The sequence below is a fragment of the Kitasatospora sp. NPDC101801 genome (assembly GCF_044766665.1).
Taxonomy (GTDB): Bacteria; Actinomycetota; Actinomycetes; order Streptomycetales; family Streptomycetaceae; genus Kitasatospora.
In genome coordinates, this window is sequence record NZ_JBIWML010000028.1 from 36,287 (window position 1) to 52,909 (window position 16,623).

Genomic DNA, 16,623 nt, shown 5'->3' on the forward strand with positions numbered 1-16,623 from the left:
TTCGAGTCGTGACCCTCGCACGTGTCGGTTCCCGCCCAGGGCCGCCACCCGCCGGCCCGGGTACGCCTTCCAACAGCGAGGAGTACCACCGTTCATGACGGTCTACCAGCCTCCCGGTCAACCCGGCAGCGTCGTCGACCTGCACTCCCGCTACCAGCACTGGATCGGCGGGCAGTGGACGCCCCCGGTCCGGGGCGCGTACTTCGACAACCCCACTCCGGTGACCGGCCGGACCTTCTGCGAGGTCGCCCGGGGCACCGCCGAGGACATCGAGGCGGCCCTGGACGCCGCCCACGCCGCCGCCCCCGCCTGGGGCCGCACCTCGCCCGCCGACCGGGCCCTGATCCTGCTCCGGGTCGCCGACCGGATCGAGGCCAACCTCGAATCCCTCGCGGTGGCCGAGAGTTGGGACAACGGCAAGCCGGTCCGGGAGACGCTGGCCGCCGACCTGCCGCTCGCCGTCGACCACCTCCGCTACTTCGCCGGGGCGCTGCGCGCCCAGGAGGGCGGACTCTCCCAGCTCGACGAGGACACCGTCGCCTACCACTTCCACGAGCCGCTCGGCGTGGTCGGGCAGATCATCCCGTGGAACTTCCCCCTGCTGATGGCGGTCTGGAAGCTGGCGCCCGCGCTGGCCGCCGGCAACGCCGTGGTGCTCAAGCCCGCCGAGCAGACCCCCGTCTCGGTGCTGCAGCTGATGGAGCTGACCGCCGACCTGCTGCCCCCGGGGGTGGTCAACGTGGTCACCGGCTTCGGCGAGGAGGCCGGCAAGCCGCTGGCCTCCTCCCCCCGGGTCCGCAAGATCGCCTTCACCGGCGAGACCTCGACCGGGCGCCTGATCATGCAGTACGCCTCCGCCAACCTGATCCCGGTCTCGCTGGAGCTCGGCGGCAAGAGCCCGAACCTGTTCTTCGCCGATGTGGCGGCCGATCAGGACGCCTTCTACGACAAGGCGTTGGAGGGCTTCGCGCTGTTCGCGCTGAACCAGGGCGAGGTCTGCACCTGTCCGAGCCGGGCGCTGATCCAGTCCGGCATCTACGACCGCTTCCTCGGCGACGGCCTGGCCCGGGTGGCCGCCATGCGGCAGGGCAACCCGCTGGACACCGAGACCCAGATCGGCGCCCAGGCCAGCGCCGACCAGCTCGCCAAGATCCTCTCCTACCTCGACATCGGCCAGGCCGAGGGCGCCAAGCTGCTCACCGGTGGCGAACGGGCGGACCTGGGCGGCGACCTGACGGACGGGTACTACGTGACGCCGACCGTCTTCGAGGGCGACAACCGGATGCGGATCTTCCAGGAGGAGATCTTCGGCCCGGTCCTCTCGGTCACCCGCTTCGACGACTTCGCGGACGGGGTCGCGATCGCCAACGACACCCCGTACGGGCTCGGTGCGGGCGTCTGGACCCGGGACGGCTCCACCGCCTACCGGGCCGGCCGGGAGATCCAGGCCGGGCGGGTCTGGACCAACTGCTTCCATCTCTACCCGGCCCACGCCGCCTTCGGCGGCTACAAGAACTCCGGCATCGGGCGGGAGACCCACAAGTCCCTGCTGGAGCAGTACCAGCAGACCAAGAACCTGTTGGTCAGCTACTCCCCGCAGGCGCTCGGCTTCTTCTAGCCCGCCGACCCGGGGGGCGCTCGGCCACTGGTCGAGCGCCCCCACTGCGCTTCACACCACCCTGCCACCTCCTGGAGCACTCCCCCGGCGCGCGCTCCGGCCCTCGATCAACCCGAGGCCAGCAGCCGGGCCTTGGCGGTGGCGAACTCCTCCGGGGTCAGCAGGCCCTGCTGCACCATCTGCCCCAACTCGGTGAGCTTGGACGCCAAGTCGGGCTGCGCGGCCGCCGGCGGCGGCTGGTAGGCCGGGGCCTGGTAAACGGGCGGCGGGGCCTGCTGGGCCTGGAGGTCGGCGATGGCGGCGTTCTGGTCCTGCTCGTCGCGGGACGAGCGGGCGGCGCTCCTGCCCGCCGCGTACGCGGCACCGCCGACCACCAGACCCCGCACCAGCGGGGCTCCCACCGGGCGGACGACACGGATCGGCCGGATCGGGCGCATGGGTCGGAACACGACGTCCTCCTCTACTGTCCGGCCGCGACGCGGGCCTCGGCGGCCCGCACGGCCTCGTCGATGTGCTCCGGCGGGATCCGCACGCCGGTGGCGATCCGGCCGCCGACCGCACGCAGCGCCTCGGCGGCGGCCTGCGCCCACAGGTGCTCGATCAGCACCAGCAGCGCGACATTGCCCGGCTCCAGCAGTTCGGCGGCCTCCTGGGCGTCCTCCGGACCGATCAGCGCCAACTCGTCGAGGTCCGCCGGCACCACGCCCTGGAGGTGCTCGAAGTCGGCGAGTTCGCCGTAGGTGGCCTCGCCGTCGGCGTGCCGGGTGACGACCAGTGAGTCGATCACCCGGATGTTGCCCGTGGTGCGCAGCTGCCCCAGCGCCTTCACCGCCTCGACGGTGATGGTCTCCTGCGGGAACGTCAGGACGAGCAGTTCGGCCGGCCCCATCCAGGGCTCCCTTCGGTGAGCGAATCCCCCTATAACTGGATCAAAGCACATCAAAGGATGAAAAGGCCGCAGGTCGCGGCACGCCACGGACGGCCCAAGGTCACCGGGACCGCCCGGGGCGGAGTGTTTCGCTGGCTCCGACAGCCATCCCTCCCCTGGAGAAGGACCCATGACCATCCAGATCGACAAGCTCTCCGACCCGGCCGTACGGACCTTCCTGTCCGCCCTCAACGCCAACGACCGGTCCGCCTTCAAGGCCGCGCTCACCCCGGACGCCACCATGGCCGACGACGGCACGGACCGCGACCTCGCCGACTGGACCGAGCGGGAGATCTTCTCCTCGCGCGGGCACATCGAGGTGCAGTCCGAGAAGGACGACGGCCGCACGGTGGTCGCCACCTACCGCAACGACACCTGGGGCGAGATGCGCACCGCCTGGCGCTTCGCCGTCCGGGACGGCCTGATCAGCCGCTTCGAGACGGGCCAGGCCTGACACTCGCGGCTGCGCCGTGGGCAGGGCGCTCAGTTGCACTGTCCAGGGGCGCGGGGCTGCGCTCTAGGCAGGCGCTCAACCGTCAACTACTTAGGGGCTCGGGGAACTGCGAGGAGATCTGGCGCCGGGGTCACTGCGAAAGTGCCTGACCGCCTACGCACGGATCACCTTTTCCGAGGCCGGCGTCGCAGTTCCCCGAGCCCCTGCTGTGCTGAGCCATCTGCCAAAAGGCCGGCGTCGCCCACGCGGCGGAGCCGCACAACAGCACAGCCCCGAGCCCCTGCTGTGCTGAGCCATCTGCCAAAAGGCCGGCGTCGCCCACGCGGCGGAGCCGCACAACAGCACAGCCCCGAGCCCCTGACTCCGTAGCGGGCTGAGCACCTGCAAAAAGTCGGCGTCGCCCGCGCGGCGGAGCCGCACAACAGCACAGCCCCAAGCCCCTGACTACCGCGACGTCCGCCACGAGGTTGGGTCAGGTGAGGCAGGTGCGGACGGCTGCGATGAGGGTGCGGGAGCGGATGTCGCCGGTGACGCCGGGCTGCATGCCGTTGGTGACGTAGCCGAAGCCGATGCCCAGGTCGGGGTCGGCGAAGCCGAGGGAGCCGCCTCGGCCCGGGTGGCCGAAGGAGGCCGGGGAGGCCATCGGGGAGCTCGGGCCGTGGCGGAAGAAGCCGAGGCCGAAGGCGGTGTTGATGATGAGCACCCGGTCCGGGCCGCTGACCGCAGGGCCCATCGCCTCGGCCAGCAGGCCCGGGCCGAACACCGCCGGGAGCCGTTCGCCGGGGGCCCCGCCGTGCCGGTCGGCGGCACCGATCAGCGCCGCGTAGAACCGGGCCACCGAACGGGCGGTGCCGATCCCGCCCGCACCGGGGATCTCGGCGGCCTGCACCGCCGGATCGTTCAGGTCGACCTTGGGCCGGACGGCGCCGAACGAACGGGCCGTCAGCGAGGAGGGGTCCTGGTAGGCGTCCACCACCGACCTGCGGGGGCGCAGCCGGAGGCCGTTCGGACCGTTCAGCGCCGCCTCGGGGGCAGGCAGGTCGACCAGCCGGCCGACCCTGGGGGCGGCGCCGGCGGGCAGGCCGATCCACAGGTCGAGCCCGAGCGGCTGGGCGATCTCCTCGGCGAAGTACTGTCCGACGCTGCGCCCGGCGGCCCGCCGGACCACCTCGCCGACCAGCCAGCCGAAGGTGTACGGGTGGTAGCCGTGTGCCCGGCCCGGCTCCCAGAACGGGGTCTGGGCGGCGACCGCCGCGACGGCGGGCTCCCAGGCGATCACGTCCTCGACCCGCAGCGGCACGTCCAGCGCGGGCAGCCCGGCCTGGTGCGAGAGCAGCCAGCGGACCGGGATCCGGTCCTTGCCCGCGGCCTTGAACTCGGGCCAGTACGAGGCCACCGGGGCGTCCAGGTCGAGCTGTCCCTGCCCGGCCAGGTGCAGGGCGGTGGCGGCGGTCAGGCCCTTGGTGACCGAGCGGAGCACCTGCGCCGTGTCGGCCGTCCAGCGGACCGCCGGGTCGGGGCGACCGCCCACCTCGGGACGGGCGTCGCCGCCCCAGAGGTCGACCACCTTGCGGCCGTCCAGGTAGAGCGTGAACGCCGCGCCGAGCTCGCCGTGGTCGCGGAAGTTGCGCGCGAAGGCCTCCCGTACCGGCTCGAAACCGTCCGCCGCCTCGCCCCAGATCTCCACCACCGCGTGCCGCCCTCTGCTCGTCCGCTCCCCTACTTCCGAAAGATAGTCCGATCATCGGGCGCCTGCCGAATCGGTAGCGTGGGTCCATGACGAACCCTGCTGACGAAGTGTTGGACGTGGTGGACGGGCAGGACCGGGTGATCGGCACCGCCCCGCGCGGCGAGGTCTACCGGCTGGGGCTGACCCACCGGTGCGTCTTCATCCTGGTCCGGGACGCGGAGGGGCGGATCTTCACCCACCGCCGGGCTGCCGGGAAGCTCTACGCACCCGGCACCTACGACTGCTTCGTCGGCGGCGTGGTCGGCGCCGGGGAGAGCTACGCCGAGGCGGCGGTCCGGGAGGCCGAGGAGGAGATGGGGGTCAGCGGGATCGTGCCGGTCCGGCTGTTCAAGTTCCTCTTCGAGGAGAACGGCATGTCCTGGTGGTGCGACACCTACGAGGCCCGCTGGGACGGACCGGTCAGCCCCCAGGTCGAGGAGGTCGACTGGCACGGCTGGCTGACCGAGGAGGAGCTGACCCGGCGGCTGACGGAGTGGCCGTTCGTCCCGGACGGCCTCCAGGCGTACCGGCACTACCTGGTGCACCGGGCGGGCGGTACGGTCGGCTGACCACCGGCCCGGACCCCCACGGGCCCGCTCGAACAATTAGGGTGGCGCCCATGGTTTCCCGTACGCCGCCGGTGGCGGACCGGCCCGAGCGAGCACCCCGGCGCAGGCTGAGCGTGGACGAGCGCCGGGAGCAGCTGATCGCGGTGGCCCTCGACCTGTTCAGCCGGGCCGCGCCGGAGGACGTGTCGATCGACGACATCGCGGCGGCCGCCGGTGCCTCCCGGCCGCTGGTCTACCACTACTTCCCGGGCAAGCAGGCGATCTACGAAGAGGCGCTGCGGCGGGCCGGCCAGGAGTTGGCCGGGCGGTTCGAGGAGCCGCACGAGGGACCGCTCTCGGCGCGGCTGCTGCGGGTGATGGGCCGTTACCTGGACTTCGTCCGCAGCCACGGGCCCGGCTTCGCGGCGCTGCTGCGGGGCGGTTCGGTGACGGCCGGACCGGCAGGCAACGCGGTGATCGACGAGGTGCGGCGGGCGGCGGCGGTGCAGATCCTCCGGCACCTGGCGGTGGCCGAGCCCAGCCCGGGGCTGCGCCGGACGGTCCGGGCCTGGATCGCCAACGCCGAGATCACCTCGCTGGACTGGCTGGCCACCCCCGAGGTCCCGTTGGAGGAGCTCCAGCTCCAGCTGGTGCAGGAGTTCGTCGCGGCGCTGGCCGTGTGCGCGGCCCGGGAGCCCGCCCTGGCGGTGGAGCTGGCCGGTTTCCTGGCGGCCGAGAGCGCCGACGGCCCGACCGGCCGGCTGATCCGCCAACTCGCGGGTCTGCTGGGCGTTCCGGGTCTGGCCGACGCGGTGGCGACGCTCGCCGAAGGGTGAGCCGGCCCTGCCCCGGCACCTGCTCCTGACGCCGGGTTCTGATAGAAAGTGGACGGAATTATCAGGTCTGAGAACGAGGGGGGCTCAGCGGCATGACTCAGGACGGCTTCGCGGGCGCGGAACGAATCGGCGCCACGATCGACGTACTGGCTGACACCCTGTTGGGGGCCGATGCCACGTACTACCCGGCCGGCTCGCTGACGGCCTTCGACCGCACCGCCCACCCCTCCGCCGAGGCCCTGTTCGGGCTCCGGATCGGTCCCGGCGGCCCCGGCCTGCTGACGGTCCGCGGGCTCGGCACGGTGGTCGAGGCCGGTACCGCGCGGACCTCGGCCGGCGCCGAGGCGCCGACGGCGGAGCTGTTCGCCCGCTACGGAGGCAAGGACGTCTACGGGCTGCCGGTCGAGGCCGTCTCCGCGGAGCAGGTCGCCGTGCCGGTCCGGCCGGAGCCGGCCGAGAGCTGGATGCGGCCGGAGTTCCCGGCGGCCGTGGCCCGGTTCGCCGCCGAGCGGCCGGTCGCCGTGCCCGAGGAGCTGGCCACCGGGGCGGGCGTGGAGGTCCGCCTGGTGGTGCCGTCGGTCTTCCACCCGCTGACCGTCCGGGGCGACCGGCAGGCCCGGGCGGGCCATCTCGCCGAGGTGGCCGAGGAGTTGTACGCGGGCGCCCGCGCACCGCGCCGGCAGGACTGGTCGGTGCTGACCGGCCTGCTGGCCCAGCCGGCCGCCGCCGCCGGGGTGGTCTACGCCGGGGTCGCCGCCCTCCAGACGGACGGCCGGCGCAGCCGGGCCTCGCTGGTGGTCTCGCTGGCCCAGTCCCCGCGTCAGATCTCCGAGCTGTCGGCCGAGTTGGCCGACCAGCGCCCGCAGGCCGAGGTCTGGACGGTGCTGATCCCGGCCGGTCCGACCGCCGTGCTGGTGGAGAGCCGGATCGCGCCGGTGCCGCCGCTGCTGCTCCCGGTCGGCCAGCCCGCCGGCGAGCCCGACGTCGCGGACAACACCGTCAGCTCGGTGCTGCAGGCGTTCCTGCCGCTGCCGGACGGTCTCTCGGTGCTGACCGTCCAGCTCGGCACCGCCCAGGCGGACGACTGGGAGCTGTACGCGGCGGCCTTCGCCGAGATCCTGGCCAGCATCCAGCTCGGCTGGGACGGCACCCGGGCCGCGCTGCCGCAGATCCCGGCCCAGCAGCCGGTGGCCCAGCAGCCCGCCCAACCCCCGGTCGCCCAGGCCCCGGCGGCACCGCAGCCGGCCCCGCTGCCCCCCGTGGCGGCCCCGCCGGTGCCGGCCATGCCGACCGTGCCCCCGACCGTTCCCGCCCCCGCCCCGGAGCGTCCCAAGGGCACGCTGGTCAACATCCCGCCGGCCGACTTCAACCCCTTCGCTCCGCCCGCCCCGGCCCCGGCGGCCGAGGCCCCGGCGGGGGACGCCCCGGCTCCCGGCAAGGGCGTCAGGGTCAACGTGCCGCCGCCGGACTTCAACCCCTTCGCCGCACCCGCCCCGGCGCCCGTCACCGCCCCGGCCGCCGCAGCAGCAGCCCCGCAGCCGGTGGCCCAGCCCGCGGTCGCCGACCCGTTCGGCACGGTGACCACCCAGCAGAAGGCCGACCCGTTCGGCACCGTGACGTCCGGTCAGCCGACCGCCCCGGCCCGGATCCCCGCGCCGACGCCGCCCCCGGCCGCCCCGCCGGCGGCAGCCCGGCCGGCCCCCGGCAAGGGCGTCAAGGTGAACGTCCCGCCGCCGGACTTCAACCCCTTCGCTCCCCCGGCCCCGGCGGCCGAGACCCCGGCGGAGGACGCCCCGACCCCTGGCAAGGGCGTCAAGGTCAACGTGCCGCCGCCGGACTTCAACCCCTTCGCCGCACCCGCCCCGCCGCCGGTCGCCGCCGCGCCCGCACCGGCGGCCGAACCCGAACCACCTGCGTACAACCCGTTCGGCTGACCCCGGACCGGTCACCGACCGCGTATACCGACCACGGGCCGTGGACCTGACGGATTGCTGTCAGGTCCACGGCCCTGCTGGTCCAGACCTATTGCCAGTACCCATCGACGTCCCTACGCTCCTGTCACAGGATCTCCGCGGCAACCCGACGGCCCGGCGGCCCCGCTCCGCGCTGCCCCCAGCACGTCAACAGCCGGAGCGCGCAGCACCTTTGCACCTGGCACCGCCACCTCCCCACAGGTAGGGAGCGCTCCGGCCGGACGGCCGCCCGCTCCCTGGACAGGAGCTCATCCATGCGCAGACGTCGGTTCAGCCTGCCCCTGCTCGCCGCAGGGGCGTTGATCGCCCCGCTCATCGCGGTCGCCCTGCCGGGCGGGATCGCCCAGGCCGCCGCCTCCACCGCCACCTTCGCCAAGGGCAGTGACTGGGGCTCCGGTTACGAGGGCAGCTACACCGTCAAGAACAACGAGACCACCGCCATGAACGGCTGGACCCTCGAGTTCGACCTGCCCGCCAACAACACGGTGGCCTCGCTCTGGAACGCCACCTACACCACCGCCGCCTCGCACGTGACGGTCAAGAACCCGAGCTGGGCGGGATCGCTGGCCCCCGGCGCCTCGTACAACCTGGGCTTCAACATCGCCTACTCCGGCGCCTACGCCCCGCTGCTCAACTGCAAGTTGAACGGCAACCCGTGTGCGGGCGGCGGCGACCAGACCGCCCCGAGCACGCCGGGCAACCTGCAGGCCGTCCCGGGCGCCGGCTCGATCACCGTCTCCTGGGCCGCCAGCACCGACAACGTCGGGGTCACCGGTTACGACGTGTTCAACGGCAGCACCAAGCTGGCCACCGTGGCCGGCACCGGCAGCACCATCTCCGGGCTGCCGGCCGGCACCTACAACCTCACCGTGGTCGCGTTCGACGCCGCGGGCAACCGCTCGGCGGCGGCCGGTCCGGTCCAGGTCGTGGTGACCCCGCCGCAGCCGGACACCCAGGCGCCGACCAAGCCGGGCACCCCGACGGCCAACCCCGACTCCCGCTCGGTGGCGCTCAGTTGGGCCGCCAGCACCGACAACGTCGGGGTGACCGCGTACGACGTCTACAACGGTGCCACCCTGGCCACCACGGTGACCGGCACCAGCGCGGTGGTCTCGGGTCTGACCCCGGAGACCGACTACACCTTCACCGTCAAGGCGCGCGACGCGGCGGGCAACGCCTCGGTCTCCTCCAGCCCGGTGAGCACCCGGACCACCAAGGAGGTGGTCAACCCCAACGCGCTGAAGATCGCCTACTTCACCCAGTGGAGCATCTACGCCCGCGGCTACAGCGTGAAGCAGCTGGACACCTCGGGCACGGCGGCGAAGCTGACCCACCTGAACTACGCCTTCGCCAACATCAACCCGAGCAGCAAGCAGTGCTTCATCACCAACAAGGCGGCCGGGAACGACTCCGACCCGAACGCCGGCGACGGTGCCGGTGACGCCTGGGCGGACTTCGGCAAGGGCTGGGACGCGGGCAGCTCGGTGGCCGGCACCACCGACACCTGGGACCAGAAGCTGGCCGGCAACTTCAACCAGCTGAAGCAGCTCAAGACCAAGTACCCGAACCTCAAGATGCAGATCTCGCTGGGTGGTTGGTCCTACAGCAAGTGGTTCTCGGACGCCTCGCTCACCGACGCCTCGCGCAAGGCGCTGGTCAGCTCCTGCATCGACATGTACATCAAGGGCAACCTGCCGGTGATCGACGGCCGCGGTGGCGCGGGCTCGGCGGCGGGCATCTTCGAGGGCATCGACCTGGACTGGGAGTGGCCCAGTTCGGACGGCCACCTCGGTAACGTCATCCGGCCGCAGGACAAGGCCAACTACACCCTGCTGGCCCAGGAGTTCCGCCGCCAGCTGGACGCACTGACCGCCACCACCGGCAAGAAGTACACCCTCAGCGCCTTCCTCCCGGCCGACCCGGCCAAGATCAACGTCGGCATCGACGTGCCCGGCCTGTTCGGTGCCTTCGACTTCGCCACCATCCAGGGCTACGACTACCACGGCGCCTGGGAGAACCAGACCAACCAGCAGTCCTCGATCAAGCTGGCCGCCGGCGACCCGAGCACCCCGGACCGCCAGTTCAGCTCCGAGATCGCCATCAACGCCTACCTGGCCGCCGGGGCGCCGAAGAGCAAGCTGACCCTGGGCATCCCGTTCTACGGCCGGGGCTGGACCGGGGTGCCGCGCGGCACCACCAACGGTCTGTTCCAGTCCGCGACCGGGCCGGCCCCAGGTACCTACGAGAACGGGTACGAGGACTACCACAAGCTCAAGACCATGGCCTCCGGCGGTGGTTACACCATCTACCGCGACCCGGTGGCGGGCCACGCCTACATCTACAACGGCACGGTCCTCTACACCTACGACGACCCGATCGAGATCGCCCGCAAGACCGCCTGGATCAAGTCCCAGGGCCTGGCGGGCGCGATGCTCTGGTCGCTCGACGGTGACACCACCAACGGCGAACTGATGACCGCCGTGGACACCGGCCTGAGATGACGTCAGGCGCGGCGGGCCAGATGCACCACGTCGGGCACGCCGCGCGACACCGGGATCCGCTCGGTGCGCACCTTGACGAACCCGGCCGTCCGCAGTGCTTCCTCGAAGTCTGCGGACGGCTGTGCGCTCCACACCGCCAGCACCCCACCGGGGTTGAGCCGCCGCTGCGCCGCCGCCAGCCCCGCCGGGCCGTACAGGCCGGAGTTCGCCTCGGTGACCGTCCAGTCCGGGCCGTTGTCGATGTCGAGGCAGAGCGCGTCGAACCGCTCGCCCTCGGCGGCCAGGTACGCCACCAGGTCCCCGTGCAGCACCGCCACCCGGGGATCGTCCAGGGCGTTCGCGGAGAACTCGGCCAGCGGTCCGGTCCGGTGCCAGTCGATGATCGCGTCCTCCCGCTCGGCCACCGCGATCCGCACCCACCGCGGCTCCGCCGCCGCGTACGCCAGCGAGAAGCCGACCCCGAGGCCACCGATCAGCACGGCCGGCCGCTCGACCGTCAGCTCGTCCAACGCCGCCTGGACCAACAGCCGTTCGGACCGGCCGTCGGCGGTGTCCATCAGGAAGCAGCCGTTCGCGATGATCTCGTAGTGCCCGCCCCGCCGCCGCAACGCCACCTCCCCGTACGGCCCCTCACGCCGGTCGACGGTGACGGGAGCGTCGAATCCGTCCCGCTCCGGGAGCACGGTCATCACTGGGGTCCTCCGAGTCCTCGGGCGGTCGTACCCGACCGACTCTAGTACGCCGACCGACGGTCAGGGGCTCGGGTCACTGCGCTCCGGGCTCGGCCACCAGGGGCTCGGGGAACTGCGACGCCGACCCTTGCAGGTGATCGTCGCGTGGATGGTCAGGCACTTTCGCAGTGACCCGCACGCCAGATCTCCTCGCCCCCGCGGCGGAGCCGCACCACAGCAGAGCCCCGAGCCCCTGGGTAGTGCGACCGAGCCGCCTGCAAAATCTGAGAACTCCTGCAGAAGGTTCCGTCAGGCGGTCAGCAGGACTCCCCCGTACGCCGCCCCGGCGATCAGCACCCAGGCGGCCAGCCCCAGCAGCGCCACCCGCCCACCCGTCCGCGCCAGCGCGCCGAGCCGCACCGCGCTCCCGAGCGCGAACAACGCCGCCGCCAGCAGCAGCTCCTGCGCGTGCCCCGCCACCACGAGCCCCGTAGCCGGCACCGCCCCGACGCTGTTCAGCAGCACCATCCCCAGGAACCCGACCACGAACAGCGGCACCACCGCCGGCCGCGCCGCCCCGGCGGAACGCCCGAGTCGGCGCCGGCTCACCGCGACCCCGGCCACCAGGGGGGCCAGCATCGCCACCCGGATCAGCTTGACCAGCACGGCCTCCCGCAGCGCCACCGGACCGCCGGTCTGGGCGGTGGCGACCACCTGCCCGACATCGTGCACCCCGGCGCCCACCCAGCGGCCGAACTCGCCCGCGTCCAGGCCCAACGGACCCTGCAGCAGCGGCAGTACGGCGATCGCCAGGGTGCCGCAGAGGGTCACCAGGGCGCACGAGGTGGCGATGTCCTCCTCGTCGCTGCCGGTCGCCTGACCGACCGCCCCGATCGCCGAGGCACCGCAGATCGAGTACCCGGTGGCGATCAGCAGCGGCTGGTCCCCGGGCAGGCCGAGCCGCCGGCCCAGCCACCAGGTGCCGGCGAAGGTCGCGGCCACCACCGCCGGCACCATCAGGACCGTCGCCCAGCCGAGCCCCAGCACGTCCCGCAGGCCGAGCCTGAGCCCGAGCAGCACGATCCCGGCCCGCATCAACCGCCGGGCGGCCAGCGCCAGTCCGGCCTTGGCCGGGCCGGTGACCAGCCGTCGCAGGGCCGGCAGTTGACCGACCGTCACCCCGAGCAGTACGGCGGCGGTCAGCAGCGGCAAGGCCGGCAGCACCCGGTGCAGGCCCCAGGCCGCGGCCACCCCGGTCGCCGCCAGCGCCAGTCCGGGCCCGTTCCGGCGCAGTCCGGCCGGGACCACCGGGTGCGCCACGGCCCGCAGCGGGAGCGCCACCGGTCAGCCCTCGGTGGGCAGGTGGTAGACCCGGCGGATGCTGCTGCCGAGCCGGGCCAGGTCCGCGCCGTAGACGTGCAGCGACACGGCGGTGCCGGTGCCGCTGTTGCGGACCCGGTGGATGTCGCCGGGCGGGGCGAAGCCGCAGACCGTGCCGCTCGGGTTGACCACGTCGCCGGTGGCCACCAGGCGGGCCGTCCGGCCGTCCGGGAGCAGCCGGTAGCGGCGTTCGGTCTCCTCGCCCAGGTGCACACCGGTGGCGCACCAGGCGAGGTGGTCGTGCACGGTGGTGTGCTGGCCGGGCAGCCAGACCAGTGCGACCAGCGAGAAGCTGCCGTCCGGCTCGGCGTGCAGCAGGTGCTGGCGGTAGCACTCGGGGTCGCCGGTCTGCTGCGGGCCGGTGAGCAGGTCGCGGGCCCCGAGGTGCGGCAGCAGACACTCGGCGGCCAGGTGCGCGGTCAGGTCCGGCGGCAGGCCCCGGCCGACGGCCAGGCGCAGCTCGGCGACCAGCTCGTCCGCCCGCTCGGTGCGGACGACCCCGGGTAACGCGGCGGAGGTTGTCATGCCAGGATCGTGCGGGCGCGCCCGAGCGAGCGTCCAACGACAGTTCCTTGGCGTTCCGTCAGCTCCCGCTTATGGATCCGGCCCGGTGCTCAGCACCCCACCCGGGCGGCGGCGGCCGCCTTGAGCTCGTTCAGCACCAGGGTGGTGGCGGGGATCCGCAGGTGCTCGCGCAGCACGTACGCGGAGACCTTGCGCCGCACGTGCGGCTCGGCCAGCCGCCCGGTGACCTTGCGGTGGCACATGAAGGAGAGCACCAGCGCGGGCATCAGGGCGATCCCGACCCCGGCGGCCACCAGGCTCTGCACGGCCAGGTTGTCGTCCGTGGTGAACACCACGTCGGGGGCGAAGCCCTGGGCCGCGCAGACCTGGAGCAGGTTGGCCCGGCACCGGGGGCAGCCGGCGATCCAGCGCTCCTCGGTGAGGTCGGTCAGCCGGACGGCGTGCCGGCGGGCCAGCGGGTGGCCGACCGGCAGCAGCACGGTCAGCTGATCCTCCATCAGCGGTGTCTCGACCAGCTCGGGCGGCACCTCGACCGGGGCCCCCGGGTAGTGGAAGGCCAGTGCGATGTCGCACTCGCCGCGCAGCAACCGCTGGACCGACTCCGGTGGTTCGGCCTCCAGCAGCTCCACCCGGACGCCGGGGTGCTCGGCCAGCAGCCGGGCCATCGCGGCCGGGATCAACGTCGCGTTGGCGCTCGGGAAGGCGCAGACCCGGACCCGCCCGGCCCGCAGCCGGGCCAGCGCGCCGAGTTGCTGCTGCGCGGCCCGCAGGTCGCCGAGGATCACCTCGGCGTGCCGGGCCAGCGCCTCGCCCGCCTCGGTCAGCCGCAGTCCGCGCCCGGCCCGGGTGAACAGCGGTACGCCGACCACGCGTTCGAGCGCCTTTATCTGCTGGGTGATGGCCGGCTGGGTGTAGCCCAGGGCCCGGGCGGCCGCCGAGTAGGAGCCGGCCGTGACCACCTCGTGGAAGGTCCTGATGTGCCGGGAGTCGAACACCCCCGAATGATAAGCACAACTTGGGGTCAGGGAGCGATGGTTCGCCGGATCGAATGGATCACCGCGCCTCGGGCGGCAGCCCCATCGCCACCCCGGCCCTCGCGATCGGTGCCCCGCCCTTGACCTTCGGGCTGCGGCGGCCGCGCTGCTCGACCCAGCGGGCCAGCCAGGAGAGCAGCAGACACATCCCGATGTAGACCGGTGCGATCACCATGACCACCGGGATGAACGGCAGGTCGTAGTCCAGGTTGGTGGCGATCAGCTTGCCCGCGTGCAGGAACTCCTCGTAGGTGATCAGGAAGCCGAGCGAGGTGTCCTTGAGCGCCACCACCAGCTGGCTGATGATGCTCGGCAGCATCGCCCGGTTGGCCTGCGGCACCAGCACGTACGCCATCACCTGGGTCTTCCGCAGCCCCAGCGCGAAGGCCGCCTCGCGCTGCCCCTTGGGCACCGCCAGCACCCCGGCCCGGAACACCTCGGCCAGTACCGAGCCGTTGTACAGGGTCAGCCCGGCGACCAGCGCCCAGAGCGGCTGCACCTGCATGGCGACGAAGATGAAGAAGATCATCACCAGCAGCGGCATGGCCCGGAAGAACTCCACCACCAGGGTGGCGAACCAGCGCACCACCCGGTGGTCGGAGAGCCGCCCGGCCGCGAACAGCGCACCGAACGGCAGCGCCAGCACAGCCGTCAGCGCGAACGCCTTGAGCGTGTTGCCCAGGCCGCGCAGCAGCAGCTCCTGGACGCCCCGGTACTCGAACGGCATCCACTTCTGGTAGGTGAACTGGTCGGTGCCGAACAGCTTCCAGACCACCCAGCCGACCACCGCCGCCAGCGCCACGGTGGTCAGGACGCCGTACAGCAGGTGCCGCGCGGCCGCCTTCGGGCCGGGGACGTCGTACAGAGCGGAGACGCTCACCGGGACACCGCCAGTCGTCGTTCCATCAGGTTGAAGACCGCGCTGATCGCCAGGGTGATCACCAGGTAGCCGGCCGCGATCCAGAGGAAGGTCCAGATGATGCTGTAGCCCAGCTCGCTGAGTGTCCGGTAGGTGCCGAGCAGCTCCACCACGCTGAACGAGCCCGCGATCGCGGTGTTCTTCGCCAGCGCGATCATCACGCTCCCCATCGGTGCCACCACCGAGCGGAACGCCTGCGGCAGCACCACCAGGTTGAGGGTCTGACCGAACGTCATACCCAGGCTGCGGGCCGCCTCGCCCTGCCCGACCGGCACCGTGTTGATACCGGAGCGGAGCACCTCGCAGACGAAGGCCGAGGTGTAGCAGCCGAGGGCGATCACCGCGAAGGTGAAGAACGGCAGCGAGACGCCGAACCGCGGCAGTCCGAGCAGCACGGCGAAGAACAGCAGGGTCAGCGGGGTGTTCCGGAGCACCGTCACCCAGGCGGTGCCCACCGTGCGCAGCGGCTTCACCGGGGAGACCCGGAAGCTCGCCGTCAGCACCCCGAGCAGCAGCGCGAGCACGGCGCTCACACCGGTCAGCTCCAGGGTGCCGAGGAATCCCTCCCAGAAGGTGGAGAGGTTGTCGGTCAGGACTTTCACGCGGCCTCCGCTCTCAGTACCGGTCGATCGGCGGCGGGGTGGGCGCGGGCACCCCGGACAGGCCGAGGGTGGCGTCGTAGGCCGCCTTCCAGTCGCCGTTCTGCTCGTGCCGCAGCAGCGCGTCGTCGAGCACGTTGCGCAGCACCGGGTCGCTGCGCGGCGTCCCGATCCCGTACGGCTCCTGGGAGAACGGCCGCCCGGTCAGCTTCAGCTCGTCCGGGGCCTTGGCCGCGTAGCCCATCAGGATCGTGTCGTCGGTGGTCACCGCGTCCACCTGACCCGTGATCAGGTTGTCCACGCAGGCCGAGTAGGTGTCGTAGCCGACCAGGTCGGCCTTCGGGTAGTCGCGCTGGATCCGCTGGTACGGCGTGGACCCGGCGGCCGAGCAGACCTTCTTGCCGGCCAGGTCCGCCGGTCCGTCGATGCCCTTCTCCTGGGCCCGGACCAGCAGGCTCTGCCCGGCGATGTAGTACGGGCCCGCGAAGCCGACCAGCTTCTTCCGGTTGTCGTTGATCGTGTAGGTGCCGACGTAGTAGTCCACCTGGCCGTTCTGCAGCGCGGTCTCGCGGTTGGCCGAGGCGATGGTGCGGAACTGGATCTGCCCGGGCGCGAAGCCCAGGTCGGCGCCGACCATCTTGGCGATCTCGATGTCGAAGCCGGAGTACGTGCCGTCCGCCGGGTTCTTCTGCCCCAGGTACGGCTGGTCCTCCTTGGCCCCGACCACCAGGTGCCCCCGGCTGCGGGCGGCCGCCAGGGTCGGCGAGCCCTGCCCGGCGTCGCTGCTGCCGACCTGGTAGCTGGGCAGGGCACCGGCCTGCGGCCCCTTGGGCGGCGGGGTGCCGGGTTTGCCGCAGGCGGCCAGCGCCAGCAGCAGGACGGCGGTGAGGACCGGACGCTTCATGACG

At 72.6% G+C, this 16,623-nt stretch carries 16 protein-coding genes; 6 read left to right on the forward strand and 10 right to left on the reverse strand.

Translation table 11 applies throughout. The annotated features are described in order from the left end of the window. Window positions 1-94: 94 nt before the first annotated feature. Complete coding sequence (locus ACIRPK_RS25790; protein WP_403042185.1) at window positions 95-1,618, forward strand: aldehyde dehydrogenase family protein; 1,524 nt, start codon at window positions 95-97, stop codon at window positions 1,616-1,618. A gap of 107 nt (window positions 1,619-1,725) precedes the next feature. On the opposite strand, the gene ACIRPK_RS25795 is transcribed toward ACIRPK_RS25790, so the two are convergent. Next, entirely contained in the window at window positions 1,726-2,067 is a 342-nt protein-coding gene (locus ACIRPK_RS25795; RefSeq protein WP_403042188.1) for an SHOCT domain-containing protein, read from the reverse strand. 11 nt (window positions 2,068-2,078) lie between these two features. Continuing rightward, window positions 2,079-2,507, reverse strand: a complete 429-nt coding sequence (locus ACIRPK_RS25800; RefSeq protein WP_403042189.1) for a DUF6325 family protein — start codon at window positions 2,505-2,507, stop codon at window positions 2,079-2,081. A gap of 169 nt (window positions 2,508-2,676) precedes the next feature. Between ACIRPK_RS25800 and ACIRPK_RS25805 the strand changes: the two genes are divergently transcribed. Continuing rightward, entirely contained in the window at window positions 2,677-3,000 is a 324-nt protein-coding gene (locus ACIRPK_RS25805; RefSeq protein ID WP_403042192.1) for a nuclear transport factor 2 family protein, read from the forward strand. A 472-nt stretch (window positions 3,001-3,472) separates the two neighbouring features. On the opposite strand, the gene ACIRPK_RS25810 is transcribed toward ACIRPK_RS25805, so the two are convergent. After that, entirely contained in the window at window positions 3,473-4,690 is a 1,218-nt protein-coding gene (locus ACIRPK_RS25810) for a serine hydrolase domain-containing protein (protein WP_403042195.1), read from the reverse strand. Between the two features lie 86 nt (window positions 4,691-4,776). Here ACIRPK_RS25810 and ACIRPK_RS25815 point away from each other — a divergent pair, with 86 nt between their 5' ends. The 4 genes from ACIRPK_RS25815 (at window position 4,777) to ACIRPK_RS25830 (ending at window position 10,587) form a co-directional block, all read left to right on the forward strand. Further along, a complete protein-coding gene (locus ACIRPK_RS25815) occupies window positions 4,777-5,298 on the forward strand; it encodes an NUDIX hydrolase (RefSeq protein WP_403042198.1) in 522 nt (173 codons plus the stop codon). Window positions 5,299-5,348: 50 nt separating this feature from the next. Beyond that, window positions 5,349-6,113, forward strand: coding sequence for a TetR/AcrR family transcriptional regulator (locus tag ACIRPK_RS25820; protein WP_403042200.1), 765 nt, complete (start codon window positions 5,349-5,351; stop codon window positions 6,111-6,113). Window positions 6,114-6,205: 92 nt separating this feature from the next. Beyond that, a complete protein-coding gene (locus ACIRPK_RS25825) occupies window positions 6,206-8,047 on the forward strand; it encodes a hypothetical protein (RefSeq protein ID WP_403042203.1) in 1,842 nt (613 codons plus the stop codon). A gap of 293 nt (window positions 8,048-8,340) precedes the next feature. Continuing rightward, window positions 8,341-10,587: a glycosyl hydrolase family 18 protein gene (locus tag ACIRPK_RS25830; protein WP_403042205.1), complete on the forward strand. Its 2,247-nt coding sequence runs from the start codon at window positions 8,341-8,343 to the stop codon at window positions 10,585-10,587. Window positions 10,588-10,589: 2 nt separating this feature from the next. Here the strand turns inward: ACIRPK_RS25830 and ACIRPK_RS25835 are convergent, their stop codons facing one another. The 7 genes from ACIRPK_RS25835 to ACIRPK_RS25865 form a co-directional block, all read right to left on the reverse strand. After that, complete coding sequence (locus ACIRPK_RS25835; RefSeq protein WP_403042208.1) at window positions 10,590-11,276, reverse strand: spermidine synthase; 687 nt, start codon at window positions 11,274-11,276, stop codon at window positions 10,590-10,592. Window positions 11,277-11,567: 291 nt separating this feature from the next. Further along, a complete protein-coding gene (locus tag ACIRPK_RS25840) occupies window positions 11,568-12,587 on the reverse strand; it encodes a YeiH family protein (RefSeq protein ID WP_403042299.1) in 1,020 nt (339 codons plus the stop codon). 15 nt (window positions 12,588-12,602) lie between these two features. Beyond that, window positions 12,603-13,163: a cysteine dioxygenase gene (locus tag ACIRPK_RS25845; protein ID WP_403042210.1), complete on the reverse strand. Its 561-nt coding sequence runs from the start codon at window positions 13,161-13,163 to the stop codon at window positions 12,603-12,605. A gap of 89 nt (window positions 13,164-13,252) precedes the next feature. Then, window positions 13,253-14,158, reverse strand: coding sequence for a LysR family transcriptional regulator (locus ACIRPK_RS25850; protein ID WP_403042212.1), 906 nt, complete (start codon window positions 14,156-14,158; stop codon window positions 13,253-13,255). A 58-nt stretch (window positions 14,159-14,216) separates the two neighbouring features. Continuing rightward, window positions 14,217-15,077 carry an amino acid ABC transporter permease gene (locus ACIRPK_RS25855; RefSeq protein WP_403042214.1) on the reverse strand — a complete coding sequence of 287 codons (861 nt, stop codon included), beginning with the start codon at window positions 15,075-15,077 and terminating at the stop codon, window positions 14,217-14,219. Next, window positions 15,074-15,718, reverse strand: coding sequence for an amino acid ABC transporter permease (locus ACIRPK_RS25860; protein WP_403042217.1), 645 nt, complete (start codon window positions 15,716-15,718; stop codon window positions 15,074-15,076). Before ACIRPK_RS25860 ends, ACIRPK_RS25855 begins: the two co-directional genes overlap by 4 nt. Before the next feature lie 13 nt (window positions 15,719-15,731). Further along, window positions 15,732-16,619: a glutamate ABC transporter substrate-binding protein gene (locus ACIRPK_RS25865; protein ID WP_403042219.1), complete on the reverse strand. Its 888-nt coding sequence runs from the start codon at window positions 16,617-16,619 to the stop codon at window positions 15,732-15,734. Window positions 16,620-16,623: the final 4 nt, after the last annotated feature.

Bases quoted from the DNA above. Each gene is read 5' to 3' on its own strand.
- ACIRPK_RS25845 (WP_403042210.1), bottom strand. From the start codon at position 13,163: ATGACAACCTCCGCCGCGTTACCCGGGGTCGTCCGCACCGAGCGGGCG.
- ACIRPK_RS25790 (WP_403042185.1), top strand. From the start codon at position 95: ATGACGGTCTACCAGCCTCCCGGTCAACCCGGCAGCGTCGTCGACCTG.
- ACIRPK_RS25800 (WP_403042189.1), bottom strand. From the start codon at position 2,507: ATGGGGCCGGCCGAACTGCTCGTCCTGACGTTCCCGCAGGAGACCATC.
- ACIRPK_RS25830 (WP_403042205.1), top strand. From the start codon at position 8,341: ATGCGCAGACGTCGGTTCAGCCTGCCCCTGCTCGCCGCAGGGGCGTTG.
- ACIRPK_RS25835 (WP_403042208.1), bottom strand. From the start codon at position 11,276: ATGACCGTGCTCCCGGAGCGGGACGGATTCGACGCTCCCGTCACCGTC.
- ACIRPK_RS25805 (WP_403042192.1), top strand. From the start codon at position 2,677: ATGACCATCCAGATCGACAAGCTCTCCGACCCGGCCGTACGGACCTTC.
- ACIRPK_RS25825 (WP_403042203.1), top strand. From the start codon at position 6,206: ATGACTCAGGACGGCTTCGCGGGCGCGGAACGAATCGGCGCCACGATC.
- ACIRPK_RS25865 (WP_403042219.1), bottom strand. From the start codon at position 16,619: ATGAAGCGTCCGGTCCTCACCGCCGTCCTGCTGCTGGCGCTGGCCGCC.
- ACIRPK_RS25815 (WP_403042198.1), top strand. From the start codon at position 4,777: ATGACGAACCCTGCTGACGAAGTGTTGGACGTGGTGGACGGGCAGGAC.
- ACIRPK_RS25820 (WP_403042200.1), top strand. From the start codon at position 5,349: ATGGTTTCCCGTACGCCGCCGGTGGCGGACCGGCCCGAGCGAGCACCC.